At 74.0% G+C, this 22106-nt stretch carries 20 protein-coding genes; 13 read left to right on the top strand and 7 right to left on the bottom strand.

Annotation, left to right across the window (positions count from 1 at the left end):
• Window positions 1-65: 65 nt before the first annotated feature.
• The 6 genes from ACZ58X_RS20790 (at window position 66) to ACZ58X_RS20765 (ending at window position 8491) form a co-directional block, all read left to right on the top strand.
• Window positions 66-2591 (top strand): ATP-dependent Clp protease ATP-binding subunit, encoded by a 2526-nt coding sequence (locus ACZ58X_RS20790; protein WP_470335145.1) that lies wholly within the window; start codon window positions 66-68, stop codon window positions 2589-2591.
• A gap of 155 nt (window positions 2592-2746) precedes the next feature.
• Window positions 2747-3982: a sensor histidine kinase gene (locus tag ACZ58X_RS20785; RefSeq protein WP_470335089.1), complete on the top strand. Its 1236-nt coding sequence runs from the start codon at window positions 2747-2749 to the stop codon at window positions 3980-3982.
• Window positions 3979-4656: a response regulator gene (locus ACZ58X_RS20780; RefSeq protein WP_470335088.1), complete on the top strand. Its 678-nt coding sequence runs from the start codon at window positions 3979-3981 to the stop codon at window positions 4654-4656. The genes ACZ58X_RS20785 and ACZ58X_RS20780 overlap by 4 nt, the downstream gene beginning before the upstream one ends.
• Before the next feature lie 204 nt (window positions 4657-4860).
• The gene (locus ACZ58X_RS20775) at window positions 4861-5163 is read left to right on the top strand and encodes an SHOCT domain-containing protein (protein WP_470335087.1); all 303 of its coding nucleotides are present in this window, start codon (window positions 4861-4863) and stop codon (window positions 5161-5163) included.
• Window positions 5160-5915: an ABC transporter ATP-binding protein gene (locus ACZ58X_RS20770; RefSeq protein WP_470335086.1), complete on the top strand. Its 756-nt coding sequence runs from the start codon at window positions 5160-5162 to the stop codon at window positions 5913-5915. Before ACZ58X_RS20775 ends, ACZ58X_RS20770 begins: the two co-directional genes overlap by 4 nt.
• Window positions 5912-8491 (top strand): FtsX-like permease family protein, encoded by a 2580-nt coding sequence (locus tag ACZ58X_RS20765; RefSeq protein WP_470335085.1) that lies wholly within the window; start codon window positions 5912-5914, stop codon window positions 8489-8491. Before ACZ58X_RS20770 ends, ACZ58X_RS20765 begins: the two co-directional genes overlap by 4 nt.
• Before the next feature lie 125 nt (window positions 8492-8616).
• Here the strand turns inward: ACZ58X_RS20765 and ACZ58X_RS20760 are convergent, their stop codons facing one another.
• From ACZ58X_RS20760 to ACZ58X_RS20750, 3 genes are all read right to left on the bottom strand, one after another.
• Window positions 8617-9495: a metallophosphoesterase family protein gene (locus ACZ58X_RS20760; RefSeq protein WP_470335144.1), complete on the bottom strand. Its 879-nt coding sequence runs from the start codon at window positions 9493-9495 to the stop codon at window positions 8617-8619.
• 128 nt (window positions 9496-9623) lie between these two features.
• Window positions 9624-9932, bottom strand: a complete 309-nt coding sequence (locus ACZ58X_RS20755) for a DUF4190 domain-containing protein (protein WP_470335084.1) — start codon at window positions 9930-9932, stop codon at window positions 9624-9626.
• A gap of 50 nt (window positions 9933-9982) precedes the next feature.
• On the bottom strand, window positions 9983-10138 hold the full coding sequence (locus ACZ58X_RS20750) for a hypothetical protein (RefSeq protein WP_470335083.1): 156 nt from the start codon (window positions 10136-10138) through the stop codon (window positions 9983-9985).
• Between the two features lie 151 nt (window positions 10139-10289).
• Here ACZ58X_RS20750 and ACZ58X_RS20745 point away from each other — a divergent pair, with 151 nt between their 5' ends.
• From ACZ58X_RS20745 to ACZ58X_RS20720, 6 genes are all read left to right on the top strand, one after another.
• Window positions 10290-10919, top strand: a complete 630-nt coding sequence (locus ACZ58X_RS20745) for a TetR family transcriptional regulator (protein ID WP_470335082.1) — start codon at window positions 10290-10292, stop codon at window positions 10917-10919.
• Between the two features lie 153 nt (window positions 10920-11072).
• Window positions 11073-11966, top strand: a complete 894-nt coding sequence (locus ACZ58X_RS20740; protein ID WP_470335081.1) for a S1 family peptidase — start codon at window positions 11073-11075, stop codon at window positions 11964-11966.
• 417 nt (window positions 11967-12383) lie between these two features.
• Window positions 12384-13886 carry a S28 family serine protease gene (locus ACZ58X_RS20735; protein ID WP_470335080.1) on the top strand — a complete coding sequence of 501 codons (1503 nt, stop codon included), beginning with the start codon at window positions 12384-12386 and terminating at the stop codon, window positions 13884-13886.
• Between the two features lie 205 nt (window positions 13887-14091).
• Window positions 14092-14808 (top strand): TetR/AcrR family transcriptional regulator, encoded by a 717-nt coding sequence (locus ACZ58X_RS20730; RefSeq protein ID WP_470335079.1) that lies wholly within the window; start codon window positions 14092-14094, stop codon window positions 14806-14808.
• Entirely contained in the window at window positions 14792-16426 is a 1635-nt protein-coding gene (locus tag ACZ58X_RS20725; RefSeq protein ID WP_470335078.1) for an acyl-CoA dehydrogenase family protein, read from the top strand. Before ACZ58X_RS20730 ends, ACZ58X_RS20725 begins: the two co-directional genes overlap by 17 nt.
• The gene (locus ACZ58X_RS20720; RefSeq protein WP_470335077.1) at window positions 16423-17304 is read left to right on the top strand and encodes an amidohydrolase family protein; all 882 of its coding nucleotides are present in this window, start codon (window positions 16423-16425) and stop codon (window positions 17302-17304) included. Before ACZ58X_RS20725 ends, ACZ58X_RS20720 begins: the two co-directional genes overlap by 4 nt.
• A 109-nt stretch (window positions 17305-17413) precedes the next feature.
• On the opposite strand, the gene ACZ58X_RS20715 is transcribed toward ACZ58X_RS20720, so the two are convergent.
• Window positions 17414-18262 carry an inositol monophosphatase family protein gene (locus ACZ58X_RS20715; protein WP_470335076.1) on the bottom strand — a complete coding sequence of 283 codons (849 nt, stop codon included), beginning with the start codon at window positions 18260-18262 and terminating at the stop codon, window positions 17414-17416.
• A 128-nt stretch (window positions 18263-18390) separates the two neighbouring features.
• On the opposite strand from ACZ58X_RS20715, the gene ACZ58X_RS20710 reads away from it, so the two are divergent.
• On the top strand, window positions 18391-19383 hold the full coding sequence (locus ACZ58X_RS20710; protein WP_470335075.1) for an Lrp/AsnC family transcriptional regulator: 993 nt from the start codon (window positions 18391-18393) through the stop codon (window positions 19381-19383).
• Between the two features lie 219 nt (window positions 19384-19602).
• Here ACZ58X_RS20710 and ACZ58X_RS20705 read toward each other — a convergent pair whose 3' ends face one another.
• The 3 genes from ACZ58X_RS20705 to ACZ58X_RS20695 form a co-directional block, all read right to left on the bottom strand.
• A complete protein-coding gene (locus tag ACZ58X_RS20705) occupies window positions 19603-20430 on the bottom strand; it encodes a helix-turn-helix domain-containing protein (protein WP_470335074.1) in 828 nt (275 codons plus the stop codon).
• Between the two features lie 126 nt (window positions 20431-20556).
• Window positions 20557-21039: a DUF2269 family protein gene (locus tag ACZ58X_RS20700; protein ID WP_470335073.1), complete on the bottom strand. Its 483-nt coding sequence runs from the start codon at window positions 21037-21039 to the stop codon at window positions 20557-20559.
• A 131-nt stretch (window positions 21040-21170) separates the two neighbouring features.
• Window positions 21171-21878 (bottom strand): 4'-phosphopantetheinyl transferase family protein, encoded by a 708-nt coding sequence (locus ACZ58X_RS20695; protein ID WP_470335072.1) that lies wholly within the window; start codon window positions 21876-21878, stop codon window positions 21171-21173.
• Window positions 21879-22106: the final 228 nt, after the last annotated feature.

Below are 22106 nucleotides of genomic sequence, written 5' to 3'. Positions count from 1 at the left end.
GCGGTCCGGCGTGCCCTGTGTTTGTGTGGCTGCAAACCGCTTGGGAGAGGTGAACCACCGTGACCATGCCCCCGTTCGGATCGAACGACCCGTTCTCCGACCTGCTCAGCCGGTTCTTCGGGATGAGTCCGCTGGCCTCCCCGCCCGCCGTACAGCGGGTGCCGATCGGGCGGCTGCTCAGCGAGTCCTCCCAGGAGCTGCTGGGGCTCGCCGCGCAGCGTGCGGCCGAGGACGGCAGCAGCGACCTGGACACCGCGCACCTCGCCTGGGCGGCCACCCGGGTGGAGCCCTCCCGGCGGATGCTGGAGCGCGCGGGCATCGACCCGGACCAGCTCTCCGGGGACCTGGAGCACGCGCTGCCCTCCGGCAACCCGGAGGCGCTGGAGGGGCAGCCCGCGCTGACCCCGTCGGCCAAGCGCGCGCTGCTCGCCGCGCACGCCCGTTCGCAGGCGGCCGGCGCCTCGTACATCGGCCCGGAGCACATCCTCGGCGCGCTGCTGGAGCAGGAGCGGTCCGGTGCGGGGACGGCGCTGCGCAACGCGGCGCCCTCGCAGGAGGCGTTGAAGTCGGTGCTGGACGGGCGGGGCACGGGCGGCGAGCGCAGCAGCACGGGCGGGCACCCGAGCGACACCCCGACCCTGGACGAGTACGGGCAGGACCTCACCGAGGCGGCGCGCGGGGGCCGGCTGGACCCGGTGGTCGGGCGGGCCGAGGAGATCGAGCAGACCGTGGAGATCCTCTCCCGGCGGACCAAGAACAACCCGGTGCTGATCGGTGAGCCTGGCGTCGGCAAGACCGCGATCGTCGAGGGGCTGGCCCAGCGGATCGTGTCCGGGGACGTCCCGCAGAGCCTGCGGGACAAGCGGGTGGTCACCCTGGACCTGACCGCGCTGGTGGCCGGCTCCAAGTACCGGGGCGAGTTCGAGGAGCGGTTGAAGAAGGTGATCGACGAGGTCACGGCGGCCGAGAAGAGCGTGATCCTGTTCCTGGACGAGCTGCACACCGTGGTCGGCGCGGGCGGTGGCGGCGAGGGGTCGATGGACGCCGGTAACATCCTCAAACCGGCCCTGGCGCGGGGGGAGTTGAGCGTGGTCGGCGCGACCACGCTGGACGAGTACCGCAAGCACGTGGAGAAGGACGCCGCGCTGGAGCGCCGCTTCCAGCCGGTGCTGGTGCCGGAGCCGAGCGTCGAGGAGACGATCGAGATCCTCCGGGGGCTGCGCGACGCGTACGAGGCGCACCACCAGGTGCGGTTCACCGACGAGGCGCTGGACGCGGCGGCGACCCTCTCCGACCGGTACGTCAGCGACCGCTTCCTGCCCGACAAGGCGATCGACCTGCTGGACCAGGCCGGCGCCCGGGTGCGGCTGCGCAGCCTGAGCGGTTCCACCGAGTCGACCTCGGTGCAGGACCGGATCACCAAGTTGAAGCGGGAGCTGGACGAGGCGGTCGCGGACGAGGAGTTCGTCCGGGCTGCCAACCTCAAGTCCGAGCTGCGGCGCACCGAGGACGAGCTCGCGGCGATCGCCGAGTCCCGGGAGGAGGTCGTCGACGTGACCGCCGACGACATCGCTCAGGTGCTCTCCTCCCGCACCGGCATCCCGGTCGCGGAGCTGAACGCGACCGAGAAGGAGCGGCTGCTCAAGCTGGAGGACCACCTGCACGAGAAGGTGATCGGCCAGGACGAGGCGGTCACCGCCGTCGCCCAGGCGGTGCGCCGCGGCCGCGCCGGGATGGGCGACCCGGACCGGCCGACCGGCTCCTTCCTCTTCCTCGGGCCGACCGGCGTCGGCAAGACCGAGCTGGCCAAGGCCCTGGCGGCGCTGCTGTTCGGCGACCCGGACCGGATGATCCGCTTCGACATGAGCGAGTTCCAGGAGAAGCACACCGTCTCCCGGCTGGTCGGCTCCCCGCCCGGGTACGTCGGCTACGAGGAGGCCGGGCAGCTGACCGAGGCGGTCCGCCGCAAGCCGTACAGCGTGCTGCTCTTCGACGAGGTGGAGAAGGCGCACCCGGACGTCTTCAACCTGCTGCTCCAGGTGCTGGACGACGGGCGGCTCACCGACTCCCAGGGGCGTACGGTCGACTTCCGCAACACCGTGGTGATCATGACCAGCAACATCGGCTCGCAGCGGATCCTGGACCACTCGGGCAACGTGGACGAGATCAGGGACGACCTGATGCGGGACCTGCGCCAGCAGTTCCGGCCGGAGTTCCTCAACCGGATCGACGAGGTGATCGTCTTCCACGCGCTCACCCGGAAGGACCTGTTGTCGGTGGTCGACCTGCTGCTGGACCGCAGCCGGCGGCGGCTGCGGGCCCAGGACGTGCGGCTGGAGGTCACCGAGGCGGCCAAGGAGTACCTGGTCAACCGCGGCTACCAGCCGGAGTTCGGGGCCCGGCCGCTGCGCCGGACGATCCAGTCGGAGCTGGACAACCGGATCTCCACCCTGCTGCTGGACGGGACGGTGCGGGAGGGGGACACGCTGATCGCGGACGCCGGCGACGGGGAGCTGACGGTGACGCTGGCGCGGCCGGAGGCGTCGGCGACCTTCGCTGAGGCGGGGGAGAAGGCGCAGGCCGAGGGCTGAGGCGGAGGCTGAGGTGGGGGAGAAGGCGCAGGCCGAGGGCTGAGGCGGAGGGGTGAGAGCAGGCTGACCGGTTCGGGCGTACTCCAGCGGGAGTACGCCCGAACGCCACTGGTGGAGGACGCGCCGGGGCCGGGCGCGGGTCTAGCCTTCCGGGCATGATGCCGCCCACGTCCCCACCGCCGGAGCAGCGGCCGCCCGCTCCGGAGGCGCCGCCCGAACCGTGGCGCCCACCGTGGGCGCGGGGGGCCCGCTCGGGCCTGCCGGTGCGGGTCGCGGTGGCGGCCGCCGTGGTCCAGGTGGTCGGATCGGGATTCGCCGCCCGCCACCAGGCGGGCCGGGCCCCGCTGGACGCCGCCGGCTACCTGCTGCTGCTGCTCGGCCCGGTGCTGCTGGCGGTGTTCGGGCGCCGTCCGGTCGCCGCGGTGGCGGGGACGTCGGTGATCACCGCCGGGTACCTGGCCGCCGGGTACCCGTACGGTCCGGTGTTCGTGAGCTGGGTGATCGCCTGCTGCTTCGCGATCGGTTGCGGACACCGCCGGGCGGCCTGGACGGGGGTCGCCGGGGTGTACCTGGTGCACGTCCTGGTGTCCTTCGTCCTGCCGGACGGCTGGCTGCGCGCCGCCAAGCCCCGGTTCGTCTGGCAGGTGGAACTCGGGCTGCTGGCCTGGCTGCTGCTGATGCTGGCGGTCGCCGAGCTGATCCGCTTCCGGCGCGAGCGGATCGCCGCCCACCGGGCCTACCGGCAGCAGCTGGAGCAGCGCCGGGCCAACGAGGAACGGCTCAGGATGGCAAGGGAGTTGCACGACATCCTGGCGCACAGCCTGTCCCTGATCAACATCCAGGCGGGGGTCGCGCTGGCGCTGCTGGACCGGCGGCCGGAGGAGGCCCGGACGGCGCTGGTCACCATCAAGTCGACCAGCAAGGAGGCGCTCGGCGAGGTCCGCCAGGTGCTTGCCACGCTGCGCGGGCCCGACGCGGCGCCGCGCGGGCCGGCCCCCGGGCTGGGGCGGCTGGACGAACTCACCGAGCAGGCCGACCGGGTGGGGCTGTCGGTCGAGGTGCACGAGGACGGCGTCCGCCGCCCGCTCTCCGCCACCGTCGACCTGACCGCCTTCCGGATCGTCCAGGAGGCGCTGACCAACGTGATCCGGCACTCGGTGGCCCGGGAGGCGGTCGTGGTGCTGGACTGGCGGGACGCCGCCGTCCTGGTGGTCCGGGTCGAGGACCCGGGGCCCGCGGTGGTCGCGGACGCCGGCGGGTCCGGCAGCGGGCTGGTCGGGATGCGGGAACGCGCCTCCGCGTTCGGTGGCACCATCACGGCGGGGCCGCTGCCCGGCGGCGGCTTCCGGGTCCGGGCGGAGCTGCCGACACCGAAGGCGGAGAGCGATTGATTCGGGTACTGCTGGCGGATGACCAACTGCTGGTCCGGGCGGGCTTCCGGGCCCTGCTGGACCTCCAGGACGACCTCACCGTGGTCGGCGAGGCGGACGACGGCGAGGCGGCGCTGCGGCTCGCCCGCGAACTGGTGCCCGACGTCGTGCTGATGGACGTCCGGATGCCCCGGATGGACGGGCTGGAGGCCACCCGGAGGATCGCCGGGGATCCGGCGCTGTCCTCCGTACGGGTGGTCGTGCTGACCACCTTCGAGCTGGACGAGTACGTCTTCGAGGCGCTGCGCTCGGGGGCGTCGGGCTTCCTGGTCAAGGACACCGAACCGGCCGACCTGCTGCGGGCGATCCGGGTCGCGGTGGCCGGGGACGCGCTGCTCTCGCCGGGCGTGACCAGGCGGCTGATCGGCGAGTTCGCGGCCCGCTCCAAGGGACCGGAGGCGGCTCCGGAGGGGCTCTCCGACGTATCGGCGCTGACCGAGCGGGAGCGCGAGGTGCTGGCGCTGGTCGGGATGGGGCTGTCCAACGAGGAGATCGCCCGGCGGCTGGTGGTCAGCCCGCTGACGGCGAAGACGCACGTCAGCCGGGCGATGGTGAAGCTCGGGGCGCGGGACCGGGCGCAACTGGTGGTGCTGGCCTACGAGTCGGGGCTGGTGCGGCCGGGCTGGCTGGGCTGAGGCCCCGCGGCCGGCGGGACGGACCTCGGGCGCGCTTCCGCGCGGCTACTTCCGGCCCGGCGTGGCGCGGGGCCTGAGTAATCTCCCGGGAGTACCCCAACTGCCGCTGCTGGTAGGACGCGTGATGAGACCCCTCGGCGGGACGCTCAAGGCACCTCGGGAAGACCCGGGGCCGTGGAGCCGACCGCGAGGAGATGAACCGTGATGAACACGCAGCTGGCCGAGCAACTGGCGGACTGGCACGGGCCGGGCCCCTGGATCCTGCTGGTGCCCCTGGTCTGGATCGCCGTGGTGGTCCTGGTGATCGCACTGCTGCGCCGGACGCTCTGGCGGCGCCGCGGCGCCTGTGGGTTCGGGCCCGGCGCCCCGGGCGGCGCGGAGCACCCGCTCGCCGTCCTGGGCCGCCGCTACGCCGAGGGCGACATCGACGCCGAGGAGTACCGCGCCAAGCGGGCGGTGCTCACCGAGCCGGCACGGGACGTCCCCCGGGGCGGTGGCGCCGCGTGACCACCCTCGACGTCGTGCGCGGCACCGCCGCCCGGGTCGCCGACGCCGTGAAGGTCTACGGCGTCGGCGGCACCGAGGTCCGGGCGCTGGACCACGTGACGGTGGAGTTCCCGGCCGGGCGGTTCACCGCGATCATGGGGCCGTCCGGTTCGGGCAAGTCCACCCTGATGCACTGCGCGGCCGGGTTGGACACCCTCACCGCCGGCAGCGCCTGGATCGGCGACACCGAACTCGGCCCACTGAACGACCGGCGGCTCACCCTGCTGCGCCGGGAGCGGATCGGCTTCGTGTTCCAGGCCTTCAACCTGGTGCCCACGCTCACCGTCCGGGAGAACATCACCCTCCCGCTGGACCTCGCCGGGGCCGCCCCCGACCAGGCCTGGCTGGACACCCTGATCGGGGTCGTCGGCCTCGGCGACCGGCTGCGGCACCGCCCGAGCGAGCTCTCCGGCGGCCAGCAGCAGCGGGTCGCGGTGGCCCGGGCGCTGGCCGGGCGCCCGCAGGTGGTCTTCGCCGACGAGCCGACCGGCAACCTCGACTCCCGCACCGGGGGTGAGGTGCTCGGCCTGCTGCGCCGCGCGGTCGACGAGATGGGGCAGGCCGTCGTCATGGTCACCCACGACCCGACGGCGGCCGGCCACGCCGACGAGGCGCTGTTCCTCGCCGACGGGCGACTGGTGGACCGGATGGCGCGGCCGAGCTCCGACCGGGTGCTCGACCGGATGAAGGCCTTCGAACGGGGGCGGTCATGACCGCGGCCGACGCCACCCTCCGGCTCAGCCTGCGCTCGCTGCGCGCCCACAAGCGCAGGCTGGCCGGCACCCTGTTGTCCATCCTGCTCGGCGTCGCCTTCCTGACGGGCACGATGGTGCTCGGCGACACCCTGCGGGCCAACTTCGACACCCTGTTCGCCGATGCCAACGCGGGCACCGACGCGGTGGTCCGCAGCGCCGACGTCCTGGACTCCCTGGGGACGCCCGGCGGGGTGCGGGCCCCGGTCGACGCCGCGCTCGCCGACCGGCTGCGCGCGCTCCCCGGGGTGGCGGCCGCCGAGCCGTCCGTCCAGGGCGCGGGCCAACTCATCGGCAGCGACGGCAAGCCGATCGGTGGCCAGGGCCCGCCCACCCTGGCGGGCAACTGGCTCACCGACGCCCGGCTCAACCCGTACCGGCTGGCCGAGGGCCGGGCACCGGCCGCGCCGGGCGAGGTCGTGGTCAACCGGGGCGCGGCCAAGGCGGGCGGGCTGCACCTCGGCTCGACCACCGTGCTGCGCACCCCCGACCCGGTGCCCGTCACCGTCGTCGGCATCGCCACCTTCGGGGCGAGCGCGGACGGCATGGGGCCGAGCACCTTCACTGCGATGACCTTCGCCGACGCCGAACAGCACCTCACGCCCAAGGGCGCGGGACAGGCCAGCTCGATCCAGGTCCGGGCGGCGGGCGGGGTCTCCCAGCGGGAGCTGGTCGACCGGATCGGCCCGCAGCTGCCCGCCGGCGTCCAGGCGGTCACCGGCGCCGCGGCCACCCAGGAGAGCACCCAGCAGGTGTCCGGGCGGTTCCTGGGCCTGTTCACCACGCTGCTGCTGGTGTTCGCCGGGATCGCCCTGCTGGTGGCGACGTTCACCATCCACAACACCTTCGCCATCGTGGTCGCCCAGCGGACCAGGGAGAACGCGCTGCTGCGGGCACTCGGCGCGGCGCGCGGCCAGGTGCTCGGGGCGACGCTCGCGGAGGCGTCCCTGGTCGGTCTGCTGGCCTCGCTCGGCGGGCTGCTCGGCGGGATCGGGGTCGCGGCCGGCCTCAAGGCGCTGTTCTCGGTGCTCGGCTTCGCCCTGCCGACCGGCGGCATGGTGATCAGCACCGCCGCCGTGGTGCTGCCGCTGCTGGTCGGCACGCTGGTGGCGGTCGGTTCGGCGCTGCTGCCGGCCGTCCGGGCCGGGCGGACGGCGCCGCTGGCCGCCCTGCGGGAGACGGGGGTCGACGGGGCGGCCCGGGGCCGGGCGGGGCTCGTCCGGGCGGTGCTCGGCGGTCTGCTGCTGGCGGGCGGCGTACCGGTCGCCGCCCTCGGTGCCACCGACGGCCCGTCGGTCCTGCTGACGGCGGGCGGGGCGCTGACGGTGCTGGCCGGCACGGTGGTGCTCGGCCCGGTCGCCGCCGCCGTCGCGGTCCGCACACTGGGCGCGCCGCTGCCCCGGCTGCGCGGGGTCTCCGGACTGCTGGCCCGGCGCAACGCGGCCCGCAACCCGCGCCGGACGGCGGCCACGGCGAGCGCGCTGATGATCGGCGTCGCCGTGGTCACGCTGTTCACCGTCTTCGGCGCCTCGATCAGGGCCACCCTGGACGACACGGTGGACAAGTCCTTCGCGGGCGACCTCGCCGTCACCACCGCCTCCTTCGGGGCGGGCGGCAGCGGGATCAGCCCCAAGGCGGCGGACGCCCTGGCAGCGCTGCCCGAGGTGCGGCAGACGGTCGGGCTCGGCCGCGGCGTCGCCCGGATCGACGGACACGGCCGCACCCTGGACGTCACCGACCCGGCCCGACTGCCCGGCATCGTCGACCTCGGCCGGGTGGACGGCTCGCTCGCCGCGCTCGGCACGGACGGGCTCGCCGTCTCCCGCAGCGAGGCGCAGCAGCACGGCTGGCGGCTCGGCGAGTCCGTCACCGTGGGCTTCACCGACGGAGCGAGCGGGCCCTTTACCATCCGCGCCCTGTACGAGGGGGGCGGGCTGGCCGGCGACTACCTGGTGACCAGGCAGGCCTGGGCCCCGCACCGGGGGCAGGACGCCGACACCATGGTCGCGATCGGGCTGCGCGACGGCGTCCCGCCGGCCGCCGGCAAGGCGGCGGTGGTCAAGGCCCTGGTGCCCTACGGCAGTCCGCAGGTGCAGGACCGCGCGGAGTACGCGAAGAGCGCGGCCTCCGGGGTCGACATGATGCTCTCGGTGGTCTACGCGCTGCTGGCGCTGGCCGTGCTGATAGCCCTGCTCGGCATCGCCAACACCCTCACGCTGGCGGTGCACGAGCGGACCAGGGAGCTGGGGCTGCTGAGGGCGGTGGGCCAGACCAGGGCGCAGTTGCGCGCGATGGTCCGCTGGGAGTCCGTGCTGGTGGCGGCCTTCGGGACGGTGGGCGGTCTGGGGCTCGGGGTGTTCCTGGGCTGGGCGCTGGTGAAGGCCTCGGACAGCGCGGGGACGGGGTCGTTCGCGCTACCGGGCGAGCAACTGGCCGTGGTCCTGGCGGCCGGGCTGCTCGCGGGAGCGGTGGCCGGGCTCCGCCCCGCCGGGCGGGCGGCGCGGCTGGACGTGCTGCGGGCGATCGCGGCGGAGTAGGAGGGAGCGGCGGAGCAGGAGGGAGCAAGGGAGCGGGGGAGGCCCCCTCGTCGAGGGCCTCCCCGAGGTCCAGGGGGCCGGCGGATCAGCGGGCCGGCGGGTCAGCGGATCGGCAGGTCAACGGATCAGCCCACCGTGACCTGCGGGAACACCTCCCGCAGCAGCGGGTCCGGCAGCCCGCGCTTGCGCCACTCGCGCGGGTAGCCGAGCGAGACCTCCTCGAACGGGACACCGTCGTAGGAGGTCTTGCGCGGAATGTGCAGGTGCCCGTAGATCATCGCCGCGGTATTGAAACGGCGGTGCCAGTCTGCGGTCAGCTCGGTGCCGCACCACTGGGCGAACTCGGGGTACCACAGGACTTCGGTGGGGTGACGGACCAGCGGGTAGTGGTTGACCAGGACCAGCGGGACGTCCGGGTCGCAGGCCGCGAGCCGCTGCTCGGTCAGCCGGACGCGCTCGCGGCACCAGGAGTCGCGGTCCGGGAACGGGTCCGGGTGGAGCATCCGCTCGTCCGCGCAGACGATGCCGCTCTCGTACGCGGCCGCCAGGGACTCCTCCTTGGTGGTCGTCCCAGGGGCGCGGAAGGTGTAGTCGTACAGGAGGAAGAGCGGGGCGATCCGCACCGGGCCGGCGGGGCCGTGCCAGAGCGGGTACGGGTCCTCGGGGGTGACGACGCCGAGGGCGCGGCACAGTTCCACCAGGTGGTTGTAGCGGGCCACGCCGCGGAGCTGGACCGGGTCCTCGGGGTGGGTCCACAGCTCGTGGTTGCCGGGGGCCCACACCACGCGGGCGAAGCGGTCCGCGAGCAGGCCGAGCGCCCACTCGATGCTGGTGGTGAGTTCGGCGACGTCACCGGCGACGAGCAGCCAGTCGTCGGGGTGGGTGGGCCGGAGCTTCTCCACCAGATCGCGGTTCTCCTGGTAGGAGATGTGCAGGTCGCTCACCGCGAGCAGCCGCCCGCCCCCGCCCGCCCCGGTGGGCCTCGGCTGTGCGTCGCTGCGGATCTCGGTACTCACTCCTGCCCCCTGTGGTCACCCGGCCGATGGGGCCACCCTACGTGGCGGGCGGGGGTCGTGGGCAGGGTTGACATGATCGGCTGTCCGGCCCGGGGCGCCCGGGAGTTGAAGCCCGGTCAGGAGCCGAGGTCGATGAGTACGCCGTGGGAGGTGGCGGTGGTGACGGCGAGGATCACCAGCGAGGCGATGCCGAGGGCCAGGCCGAGGAAGGCGCGGCCGCGGCGGCTGGTGCCGCGGACCAGGGCCAGGGTGGCGAGGGTGACGGCGATCGGGCCCAGCACGAGGTTGAAGAGCAGCAGGCCCGGGAGGCCGAGCAGGAAGGAGGCGACGGCCAGGTTGTCGGCCTCGGCGGTGCCCTGACGCTCGGCGGCAGCGCGGCTGGTGACGGTGTGGTCGGTGACGGCGTGGTCGGTGACGGTGCTCATGGCGGTGGCGGTCCTCTCGGCGGTCGACGGGAGTGGACGGTGCGGCGGGCTCAGCGGTGCCGCAGGCGGGCGACGCCCTCGCGGGCGCCGAAGGCGAGCAGCCAGGCGGCGATGGCGGCGGAGGCGGCGAGGAACACCGGGAGGGGGAGATGGGCGGCGGTGCCGATCAGGACTCCCATGGCGACCAGTGCGGAGAACAGGATCACGGCTGGCTCCTTCGGCTGTGGCTGTGGCTGTGGCTGTGGCTGTGGTTGTGACTGCTGCTGCGCCGATTTCGGTTGACAAGTGTTCACTGACTTCGAGGCCCACTGTACGCCCGGCTGGCCAAGTTCGGCAAACGACTGTTTACTGAATGGCGTGAATCACACTGTGGGGGCCAGACAGGCCCAGAAGCAGCAGAGTCGACGGGCCTTGCTGGACGCGGGCCTGCACCTGCTGGCCGATCAGAACCTGGCGAGCCTGGGCGTCCGCGAGGTCACCCGGGAGGCGGGGCTGTCCCCGGCCGCCTTCTATCGGCACTTCCCGGACCTCGCCGCCCTCGGCGTCGCCCTGGTCGAGGAGTCGCTGGCCAGCCTGCACGTCATGATCCGCTCGGTGCTCGCCGAGGCCGGCGGCGCCGAGGAACTGATCGACCGGGCGGTGGACGTGATCCAGCGGCACGTCCGCGACCACCGGCCGCACGTGCGCTTCCTGTCGCGCGAGCGACACGGTGGGGTCCGGCAGGTGCGCGAGGCGATCGACGCCGAACTGGGCCGCTTCGCCGCCGAGGTGGGCTCCGCCCTGGCGCTCCAGCCGGTCTCGGCGGGCTGGAGCGAGCAGGATCTGCGGATGCTGGCCGAGCTCTATGTCGACCACATGGTGTCGACGGCCTCCGCCTTCCTGGAGGCCCAGGAGGCGGACCCCGCCCGTGAGCAGCGGATCGCCGCCACGGCGCGCTCGCAGCTGCGCCTGATCAGCCTCGGCCGGCGGCACTGGCAGGGGAGTTGACCGCGGCGGGGCTCTGAGTGCCCCGATGCGAGCAACCCGGGCGCCGGGCGGTCGGTGCCACGACCAGGGGTGTTCTCTTGGTCTGGTTTTGACTCTTGACAGTAAGTCATGTCCGCGACAGCTTTGGGGGACCCCCACACCGAGAGGTCTCTCATGAAGAAGCCGCTCATAGGCATGCTCGCCACGCTCCTGGTCGCGGGAGCCGCCGCCCTCGGCGGTGCCGCCCCGGCGCAGGCCGCTGCTCAGGCGCAGGTCACCGCCCCGGCGCAGGCCGCCGGCCAGGCCGAGGGCTCCGCCCCGGCGGCCAAGGCGGCCGCGGTCAACTTCGCCGGGACGGTCGCGCTCAGCAACTGCTCCGGCTCCCTGGTGCGGATGCCCGGCTCGGCCGCGACCGACCCGGCCCTGGTGCTCTCGAACGGCCACTGTCTGGAGTCCGGAATGCCCGGCCCCGGCGAGGTCGTCCTCGACCAGCCCTCCAGCCGGACCTTCACCCTGCTCAGCTCGACCGGCGGCCGCCTCGCCACCCTGCGGGCGACCAAGGTGGTCTACGGCGCCATGACCGACACCGATGTGTCGATCTACCAGCTGAACACCAACTACGCCTCGATCAAGTCGAAGTACGGGATCTCGCCGCTGACCATCGCGGACACCCACCCCACCCAGGGTGCGGACATCCGGGTCGTCTCCGGTTACTGGAAGAAGATCTACTCCTGCTCGATCGACGGCTTCGCCTACCAGTTGAACGAGGCCGACTGGACGTTCAAGGACTCGGTCCGCTACACCTCGGGCTGCAACGTGATCGGCGGCACCTCGGGCTCGCCGGTGGTCGACGCCTCGACCGGTCTGCTGGTCGCCGTGAACAACACGATCAACGAGAGCGGCGAGTCCTGCACCCTGGACAACCCGTGCGAGGTCGACCAGTCGGGCGCGGTCACGGTGCACCAGGGCATCGGCTACGCCCAGGAGACCTACGGCATCCCCGCCTGTTTCGCGCCCGGCAACCGCCTCGACCTCACCCTGGCCGGCTGCACCCTGCCCCGCCCGTAGGCCTCGCCCGCAAGCCCCGACTCGACCCGCGAGCCCCGACTCGACCCGCGAGCCCGGCCCGTAGGTTCCGGCTCGTAAGCCCCGCTCGTAAGCCCTGGCTCGACCCGCAGGCCCCGCCCGTAGCCCCTGTCCGACGCACGAGGCCCGCTCCGCACGGCCCGCCCCGCAAGGCCCGGCCCGCCCGCACCGCACCCCCTCGGCGGGCGGGCCGACCGGCGGGGCCTCCGGGTCGACCGGCAGGACCTCGGGCCGACGGCGGAACCACAGCAACCCCCTTGACCAGCACCTTTCCCCTATGGGCCACCCGCCACCAGGCGGGTGGCCCATTCGGCCGTCCACCGGGCGGCCGCCGCACCACCCGCACCGCAGAGTAGTGCCGACGAGGCACGTCATGTCCGTTGACCAGATGGAGAGTTGATGACCACCAGGTTCAAGAGGCTGCTGGTATCCGCCCTGCTGATACCGATGTTCGCGATCGGCGGCCTCGCCGCGCCGGCCTCGGCCGACGCCGGCCGCGGGTCCGAGGCGTCCGGGGCGTCCGGGGCCGCGCACGGCCGGAGCCCCGCCGACGACCCGACCGCCGACATCAAGGACCGCCTGGCGGCGATCCCCGGCGTGACGATCACCGAGGAGAAGCCCACCACCACCGGCCACCGCTACTTCCTGGCCACCTACACCCAGCCGATCGACCACTTCCGCCCCTGGCTGGGCACTTTCCAGCAGCGTTTCAGCGTGCTGCACCGCGGCTACGACCGCCCGACCGTCTTCTACACCAACGGCTACACGCTGGGCACCACGCCGTCCCGCACTGAGCCGACCCGGCTGGTGGACGGCAACCAGGTCTCCATCGAGTACCGGTACTTCACCCCCTCCCGCCCCGAGCCGGCCGACTGGTCCAAGGCGGGCATCCGTCAGCAGGCCGCCGACTCGCACAAGCTGGTGACCGCACTCAAGCGGATCTACGACCAGGAGTGGCTCTCCACCGGCGCCAGCAAGGGCGGCATGTCGTCGACCTTCTACCGCCGCTTCTACCCGGACGACGTGGCGGGCACGATCGCCTACGTCGCGCCGAACAACACCGACGTCAACGACTACGCGGCCTACACCGAGTTCTTCCGCAACGTCGGCACCCCAGAGTGCCGCGCCAAGCTGAACGCCGCCCAGCGCGAGCTGCTGGTGCGCCGTGACCGCCTGGAGCCGCGCTACATCGCCGACAACAAGACGGCGGGTTCCACTTTCAACACCCTCGGCACCCCGGACCGCGCCTACGAGGCCGGCGTGCTCGACGTGGTCTGGGCGTTCTGGCAGTACAGCCTGGAGTCGGACTGCGCGAAGGTCCCGGTGGCCGCGACCGCGACCGACGACGAGCTGTACGCGTGGTACGACGCCCAGTCGGGCATCACCGGCAACAGTGACCAGTCGCTGGCGAAGTACACCGCGTACTACTACCAGGCCGCGACCGAGCTGGGCGCGCCGTTCTTCGACGTCTCGTACTTGAAGGACCAGCTGCACTACGACTACAAGGAGCTCTACTCGGCCCGCTCCTACGTGCCGAAGGAGATCCCGACCGTCTTCAACCCGAAGGCGATGCCCGACATCGACCGCTGGGTGAAGCGCGAGGGCGAGCGGATGATGTTCGTCTACGGCGGCAACGACCCGTGGGGCGCCAAGCCGTTCCACCTCGGCCGGGGCAGTGACGACAGCTACGTCTACGTCGTGCCCGGCGGCAACCACGGCTCCAACATCGGCAAGCTGCCGGCCGACCAGTCGGCGGAGGCCACGGCCAAGGTGCTGGAGTGGGCCGGTCTGGGCGACCAGGCCGCCGCCCGCTCGCTCGCCAAGTCGCCGCAGCCGGGGGCGCCGTTCGGTCCGCTGGACGTCGAGGGCCAGCGCCTGGAGCAGGAGCGCCACCCGCTGTAGCGCTGCGTAGCCGGGAAGCAGAACCAGGAGGCCGCCCCGCCCGGGGCGGCCTCCCGTCGTTCCCACTGCGGTTCCCGCCGATCCCGTCGATCCCACCGTTCCTGCCGCTGCCGCTGCCGCTGCCGCTGCCCTGCCGCCGCCGATCCCGCCGTCTCCGCCCGCCCGCCCCCTCCCCGAAGCAGTGAATCGGTGCTTCAATGCTTCCATGGCCTACCGACGCACCCCCGCCGTCCAAGCCCGCCTGGACGCCCAGCGCGAGGCGGTGCTCCAGTCGGCGGTCGGCCTGCTCGCCGAGCGCGGTTACGGCGGTTGCACCATGGCCGCCGTGGCGGACCGCGCCGGGATCGCCACCGGCAGCCTCTACCAGCACTTCGCCAACAAGGCCGAGCTTTCGGTGCAGTTGTTCCGCCGGGTGGTCACCCGCGAGATGGCCGCGGTGAACGCCGCCGTCGCGCTCCGGGACACCCCGCGGCAGCGGATCGCCGCCGTGGTCGAGACCTTCGCCACCCGCGCCCTGCGGGCCCCCCGGTTGGCGTACGCGCTGCTGGTCGAGCCCGCCGACACGGTGGTGGACGGCGAGCGCCTGGTGTTCCGGCGGGCGTTCCGGGACGTGATCGCCACCGAGATCGCCGCTGCCGTGGCGGCCGGCGAACTCCCCGAGCAGGACCCGGTGCTGACCGCCGCCGCCCTGGTCGGCGCGGTCGGTGAGGCCCTGGCCGGCCCACTCGCGGCCGAGCCCTCCGACGCCGAGCCCTCCGACGCCCAGCCCTCCGACGCCCAGCCCTCGGGCACCCCGCTCTCCGATCCCCAGCCCTCCGACCCCCGGCCCTCCGACCCCCGGCGGGCCACCGCCGAGGTGGTCCCCGCCCTGGTCTCCTTCACCCTGCGTGCCCTGGGAGGACGCGATGACAGCGACGCATGAGGTCACCAACCAGGTGCCCCTGCCGTACGGACACGACACCGCCGCCGATCCGACCCTGCTCGCCGCCCTGCACCGGGCCGGCGCCGGCTGGGCCGAGCCCGAACTGCGCGAGCTCGGCCGCCTGGCGGGCTCCGAGCAGGCCGCCGACTGGGGTCGGCTGGCCAACGAGAACCCGCCCGTGCTGCGCACCCACGACCGCTTCGGCCACCGGATCGACGAGGTCGAGTTCCACCCGTACTGGCACGAACTGATGCGCACCGCCGTGTCCAACGGTCTGCACGCCGCGCCCTGGCGGGACGACCGGCCGGGCGCCCACTCCGCCCGCGCCGCCAAGTTCTTCGTCTGGAGCCAGGTCGAGGCCGGTCACACCTGCCCGATCTCGATGACCTACGCCGCCGTCCCGGCCCTGCGCCAGAACCCCGCCCTGGCTGCCGAGTTGGAGCCGCTGCTGGCCGCCACCGAGTACGACTACGGGCTGCGCGAGCCGCGCGGCAAGCGCGGGCTGATCGCCGGCATGTCGATGACGGAGAAGCAGGGCGGCTCGGACGTCCGCACCAACACCACCACCGCCGTCCCGCAGTCCGACGGCACCTACCGGCTCACCGGGCACAAGTGGTTCACCTCGGCGCCGATGTCCGACCTCTTCCTGACCCTCGCCCAGGCCCCCGGCGGGCTCAGCTGTTTCGTGCTGCCGCGCGTCCTCCCGGACGGCAGCCGCAACCGGCTGCACCTGATGCGGCTCAAGGACAAGCTCGGCAACAAGTCCAACGCCTCCGCCGAGCTGGAGTACGACGGCGCGGTCGGCTGGCTGGTCGGCGCGGAGGGCCGGGGCGTGCCGACGATCATCGAGATGGTCAACATGACCCGCCTGGACTGCACCGTCGGCGCCGCCTCCGGGATGCGCTACGGCGCCACCCGGGCGGTCCACCACGCCCTGCACCGGCGGGCGTTCGGCAAGGCGCTGGTCGACCAGCCGCTGATGCGCAACGTGCTGGCCGACCTGGTGGTGGAGTCCGAGGCGGCCACCGTCGTCGCGATGCGGCTGGCCCACGCGACGGACCTGACCCTCGCCGGGGACGGGAACGAGGCCCTGGTGCGACGGTTGGGCCTGGCGGTGGCCAAGTACTGGGTCTGCAAGCGGGGCCCGGCGCACTCCGCCGAGGCGCTGGAGTGCCTGGGCGGCAACGGCTACGTCGAGGAGTCCGGGATGCCCCGGCTCTACCGCGAGGCGCCGCTGGTGTCGATCTGGGAGGGTTCCGGCAACGTCGCCGCCCTGGACGCCCTGCGCGCCATGGCCAAGCGCCCGGAGACGATCGAGGCCTTCCTGGGCGAGCTCGACGCGGCGGCCGGCGCGGACCGTCGGCTGGACGCGGCCGTCGCCGGACTGCGCAAGCAGTTCGGCGACCCGACCGACCTGGAGTTCCGCACCCGGCGGCTGGTCGAGTCGATGGCGCTGGCCCTCCAGGGTTCGCTGCTGGTCCGGTACGGCAGCCCGGCGGTGGCCGACGCCTTCTGCGCGAGCCGGCTCGGCGGCGACCACGGCGGCGCCTTCGGCACCCTGCCGTCCGGCGTCGACACCGCCGCGATCATCGACCGCGCCCGCCCGGTGCCCGCGTGAACGACCAGGAGGCCGCAGGCGTACGGGAGTTCTGGCAGGAACTGGGCCTGCCCGGGCTGATCGACGTGCACACCCACTTCATGCCGAAGAACGTCCTCGACAAGGTCTGGGCGTACTTCGACGCGGCCGGCCCGCTGGTGAACCGCCCCTGGCCGATCACCTACCGCGAGGCCGAGGAGCAGCGGGTCCAGCGGCTGCGGGACTTCGGCGTCCGGGCGTTCACCTCCATGCTGTACCCGCACAAGCCGGGCATGGCCGGCTGGTTGAACGACTGGGCCGCCGAGTTCGCCGCCCGCACCCCGGACTGCCTGCACACCGCGACCTTCTTCCCCGAACCCGGGGCGGCCGGTTACGTGGCCCGCGCGCTCGAGGACGGCGCCCGGGTGTTCAAGGCGCACCTCCAGGTCGGCGGTTACGACCCGACGGACGACCGGCTGGACGAGGTCTGGGGGCTGCTCGCCGACACCGGCACCCCGGTGGTCACCCACTGCGGATCCGGGCCGGTGCCGGGCAAGTTCACCGGCCCCGGCCCGATCGGTGCGGTGCTGGACCGGCACCCGGGCCTGGTCCTGGTGGTCGCCCACCTCGGCATGCCCGAGTACCGCGACTTCCTCGACCTGGCCGAGCGCCATTCGGCCGTCCGGCTGGACACCACCATCGCGTTCACCGACTTCGCCGAGGCCGACGTGCCCTTCCCGCGCGACGAACTGCGGCGCCTGCGCGGGCTGCGGGAGCGGGTCCTGCTCGGCAGTGACTTCCCCAACATCCCGTACCGGTACGTGCACCAGCTGGAGGCGCTGGCCGGGCTGGGGCTGGGGGAGGAGTGGCTGCGGGCGGTCTGCCACGACAACGCGGCGGCACTGTTCGGTCTCACCTGAGACCTCGGCCGAGGCCTCGCCTGAGGTCCCACCCGGGGCTGCACCTGAGGTCCCACCCGGGGCCCCTCGCCGGAGGCCCCGGTCCGAGGCCTCGCCCTGGTCCGAGGCCTCACCCGACCCCCCGCAGCACCTCCACCGCGTCCGCGTGCAGTCCGGGCGCGGCGGTGAGGAAGCCGTCCGAGCCGGCCGTCCAGGCCGACCCGGTGGTGTCCGTCACCGTCGCGCCCGCCTCGCTCGCCACCAGGGCGCCCGGCAGCAGGTTGCCCGCGTCCCGCCCGTACTGCCAGAACAGCGCCAGGTGCCCGGAGCCGACCTGCGCCACCTGGAGCGCGGTCGGGCCGAGGTTGCGCACCGCGAGCACCGCGCCCGCCATCGCGGACAGCGACTCGCCGGCCCGGCGCAGCGCCACCGGGTCGGCGGCCACCAGCGGCGGCTGGCTGGTGGCGGCGACGGTGGCCGCCAACTCGCGCTCCAGCGGCGCGATCGGCCGCCCGTCCAGCTGGGCCCCGCCGCCCAGCACCGCCCGGTAGGTCCGGCCCGCGCCGAACAGCTCCGGGGCGTGCACCACGGCCAGCACCGCCGCGCCGTCGCGCACCAGCGTGGCCGTCACCGCCCAGTGCGGCTGCCCGAGCAGGTACTGCACCGCGCCGTCGGTCGCGTCGCAGACCCACCACTCGCCCTCGGCGGGCACCGAGCCGTCCAGTTCCTCCGGCACCCACCCGGCCTGCGGGCGCAGCGCGGTGAGCCGCTCGCGCAGTTCGGCGGCGGCCGGACCGTCCAGCTCGGCGAACCGCGCCATCGCCTCCTCGACCGTCCGCCCCGGGGTCGGCTCGACCGGCCGGGCTGCCACCAGTCCCGCGCCGACCGCGCGCACCGCCGCCTCCACGGCCTCCGTCAGCTCCCACAGCTCCGCGACCTGTCCCTGTCCCTGTCCGTGTCCGTGGCCGTGTCCGTCCATGTCCTGCCTCCTCGGTTCCGCCCTGCTCCGCCCCGGTCCGGTGCGTTCCGGCCGGGCAGGACAAGGAGTACCGTGAGGGCTGCTGAGCAGGACGCAGAAGCGGCATGGAACGACGGAGATCGGACACCATGGACCTCACCACGACGGATCCGGACACCGTGCTGGACACCCTGGACCGCCGCCTGGTCGGCGCCCTCCAGGTGGACGGACGGGCCGAGCCCGGCCGGATCGCCGAGGTGCTGGGCGTCTCCGCCCGGACGGTCACCCGCCGGCTGGGCCGGATGCGCGAGGCCGGCGTGCTCCGGGTGGTGCGGCTGCAGGACGTCGAGGACGCCGCCGTGGGCGCGCTGCTGCTGCGGGTCCGGGTGCTGCGCGGCCGGGTGGACGCCCTCGCCCGGGCGCTGGCCGACCGCTCCGACGTGCCCTTCGTCGACGTGATGCTCGGCGGTCACGAGGTCGGCGCCGTGATGCTGGGCGACGCCCACGGCCGGGACCGCCTGCTGTACGGGCAGTTGCCGGCGACCGGTGCCGTCGTCGAGACCACGACCCACGCCGTCCTGCACGCCTTCGCGGACGCCGGGCAGTGGCGGGCCGGCGGGCTGACCGACCAGGAGGCCGCCGCGCTCGCCCGGCCGCTCGTGCCGCGCCCCGCCGTGCCCCCGCCGCTGGACGACCTCGACCGCGCCCTGCTGGCCCGGCTCGGGCAGGACGCCCGGCAGTCCCACGCGGTGCTGGCCGGGGCGGTCGGCGCGCCCGAGTCGACCGTACGGCGCCGGCTGCACCGGCTGGACGGGCTCGGCCTGCTGCGCACCCACGCCACCGTGGACCCCCGGCTGCTCGGCATGGCCGTGGACGCCAACCTCTGGCTGGACGTACCGCCCGGCCGGCTCGCCGAGGTCGGCGCCGAGCTGGCCCGCCACCCGCAGGTGCACGGCGTCTTCGCCACCAGCGGCCCGACCAACCTGCTGGCCACGCTGTTCTGCCCGGACCACGGCGGCCTCTACCGCTTCCTCACCGACACCCTGGGGCCGCTGGGGGTCACCCGCGCCGAGACCACGATCACCGCCCGCGCGGTGAAGCGGGCCGGGGTGCTGCTGGACCGGCCGTCGCGCGGACGGTGAGCGCCGGGCGCCCAGCCCGGCGTCCGCCCCGGGTTCCGGCCCCGGAACCCGCCCTGGGATCCGGTCCGGGCACGTTACCTGTGGGGTCATCGACGTACGCCGTCGCGGCCTGTCCGGGGTCGGCCGCCCCACCCTCCTGGCCGGTGGCCCCGCACCGGAGCGGCGCCCGGCGGTAGGGCCGGGCCACCGGTCCGGCTACTGGCCCGGTTACCGGTCCGGTTACCGGTCCGGGCCGACCACGGACCGCAGGTGCTGCACGGTCTTCCGGTCGGCCGGCAGGAAGGTCTCCAGGGCCAGTTCGGAGACCGTCACGTCCAGTGGCGTGTTGAAGGTGGTGACGGTCGACAGGAAGGAGAGCACCCGACCGTCGTGCCGGACCCGCAGCGGCAGCGCGAAGGGGTTCCCCTCGTCGGCGGCTTCCGGGGCCGGGGCCTCCTCCGGCTCTGGGTAGCCGAGGACCTCCTCGTACAGCCGCCGCAGTGGCTCCGCGTGGGTCCCCGGCTCCAGCCGCTCCTCCAGCCGGGCGAGCAGGTGCCGGCGCCACTGCCGGAAGTTGACGATGCGCGGTGCCAGCCCGTCCGGGTGCAGGGCGAGCCGGACGGCGTTGAACGGCGGTCGGAGCAGCTCCGGGGCGACGCCGTCCAGCAGCAGGGTGAGCGAGCGGTTGGCCGCCAGCACCTGGAAGGTGCCGTCGATGACCACGGCCGGATACGGGTCGTGCGCGGTGAGCAGCCGTTCGACGCCGTCGCGCAGCGCGTCCATGGACTGGGCGTCGAGCGGTGTCTCGGGGTAGTGCGGGGCGTAACCTGCCGCCAGCAGCAGGGAGTTGCGCTCGCGCACCGGGACGTCCAGCTGCTCTGCCAGGCGCAGCAGCAGCTCCCGGCTCGGCCGGGCGCGGCCGTTCTCGACGAAACTGAGGTGCCGGGCCGAGGAGTTCGCCCGGAGTGCCAGTTGGAGTTGGCTGAGCTGCCGCCGCTCCCGCCAGCCGCGCAGCAGCGGTCCGACGCCGGTTCCTGTCGGGCCGCCCATGCCCGCCATGATCGTCATGGGCAAGGACGGTACTCGAACCGACCCCGTCCGTGGGAGGGGGCCGGGGGTCCGGGCGCCGGGGGCCGGGAGCCAGGAGTCCGGGCGCCAGGGGTCCGGGTCTCGGGGGTTCGGGGCGGAGCGGGTTCAGGCGCCGGTGGTCGAGCCGGGGCGGATCACCATCAGCACCACGACCACTGCCCACAGCAGGTTGAACACCCCGGCGGTCATCGGCAGCAGCCGCAGGCCGCTGACGGCCTTGGTGCGCTGCTCGTCCGCCGGGTCGAGGCCGAGCGCGTCCACGGCGGCCTGCTGGCCGGGCAGCACGAAGAGCAGCAGGGAGAGCGCGGCCACCGCGGTGAGCACCATGGAGGCGATCAGCCAGGACTGGCCGAGCACGTCCATCACCTGGGCCACGCCGATGCCCAGGACCGGCACCGCGACGCCGAGCAGCGCGTAGACCTGGGTGATCCGGTGCAGGACGCGCAGCACGCCCGCGTCGGAGGCCTGGTCCGGGCCGCCGGCCAGGGCGGCCTTCGCCCGGCGCGGGAACATGCTGACGGCCACCGCGACCGGGCCTATGAACAGGACCGACGCGAGGACGTGCAGGCTCAGCAGGAACTTGGCCATGGCGGGGCACCCTTTGATCCGGTGGGCAGCTGGGGGTCGGCGGGCGTGCGCGCTCGGCGTGCCCACGACCAGGCACGCTAACACCGCTTATTCACCGGCCCCGCGCTCGGGTCCCCGGCCCGGTGCCCCGCTCAGCCCGCCGGGACCAGCTCCACGATCCGCGGCGGGGCGGTGCTGACGGCCGCGACGGCGGCGCCCTGCCCGGGGTCGGTCCAGTCGAGCAGGTGGAGGTCCTCGAAGCGGCTGCGCAGCGGGGCGCCGGGCGGGACCTCCAGCGGCAGGGCGGAGAGGTCGACCTGCCCGAGGGTGTCCAGGGTGACCCGCCCGATCTTGATCAGCGACTCCTTGCGCACCCACTGCCGCAGGAACGCCCGGTCCGGCTCCGGGGCGGCCTCGACCAGGGCCAGCTCGGCCGGGGCGAGCACCCGGCGGGCCACGGCGCGGAGCGAGCCGCCCCGGCCGGCCAGTTCGACGTCCACGCCGACCGGCTGCCGGCCCGCGCCGGCCGCGACCACGCCCCGGGTGTGCGACAGGCTGACCTCCACCCCGGGGTGGTCGGGCAGGTAGGGCTTGCCGTGGTCGGCGAGGCCGCAGTCCGGGCACTCCTGGGCGAGCACCAGCCCGGCGGCCGGGACGCCGAGCAGTCGGGCGGCGCAGAGCCGGACCAGGACGTGCCCGGCGACGAAGTCGGTCCGCCCGGACTCCTGCCGGAAGCGCGCGGCGCGCGCCCGCTCGCTCTCGGTGAGCAGGTGCTCGCCCGCCTCGGGGTGCCGCAGTACGGCGTCGGCGGACGCGGCGGCGACGAGCGGCGCGTCCTGCTCCTGGGCCTCGGTGGTCATGCCCTCCAACCTAGTCCGCCCGGCCGCCGGGTGGGGAGCCGGACCTCGGGGGAGCGGGCGGGGCCGCCGTCCCGGTGGGCGGGGGGCGGAGCGATGGGGTGTCCCTGGGTGCCCGGGTCCGATCTGAGGGTCTACAGGGTGTGAATAGTCCGTTTTAGGATTGAATGTCTCTGATCTATGGGATCGTCAGGAGATATGACGGAACCTGGCAGGTCGTCCGGCCTGCCC

The organism is Kitasatospora sp. NPDC040550 (genome assembly GCF_055594965.1).
Note: the sequence above shows the minus strand (reverse complement) of the source record. Positions and strands in the feature narration are given on the sequence as shown.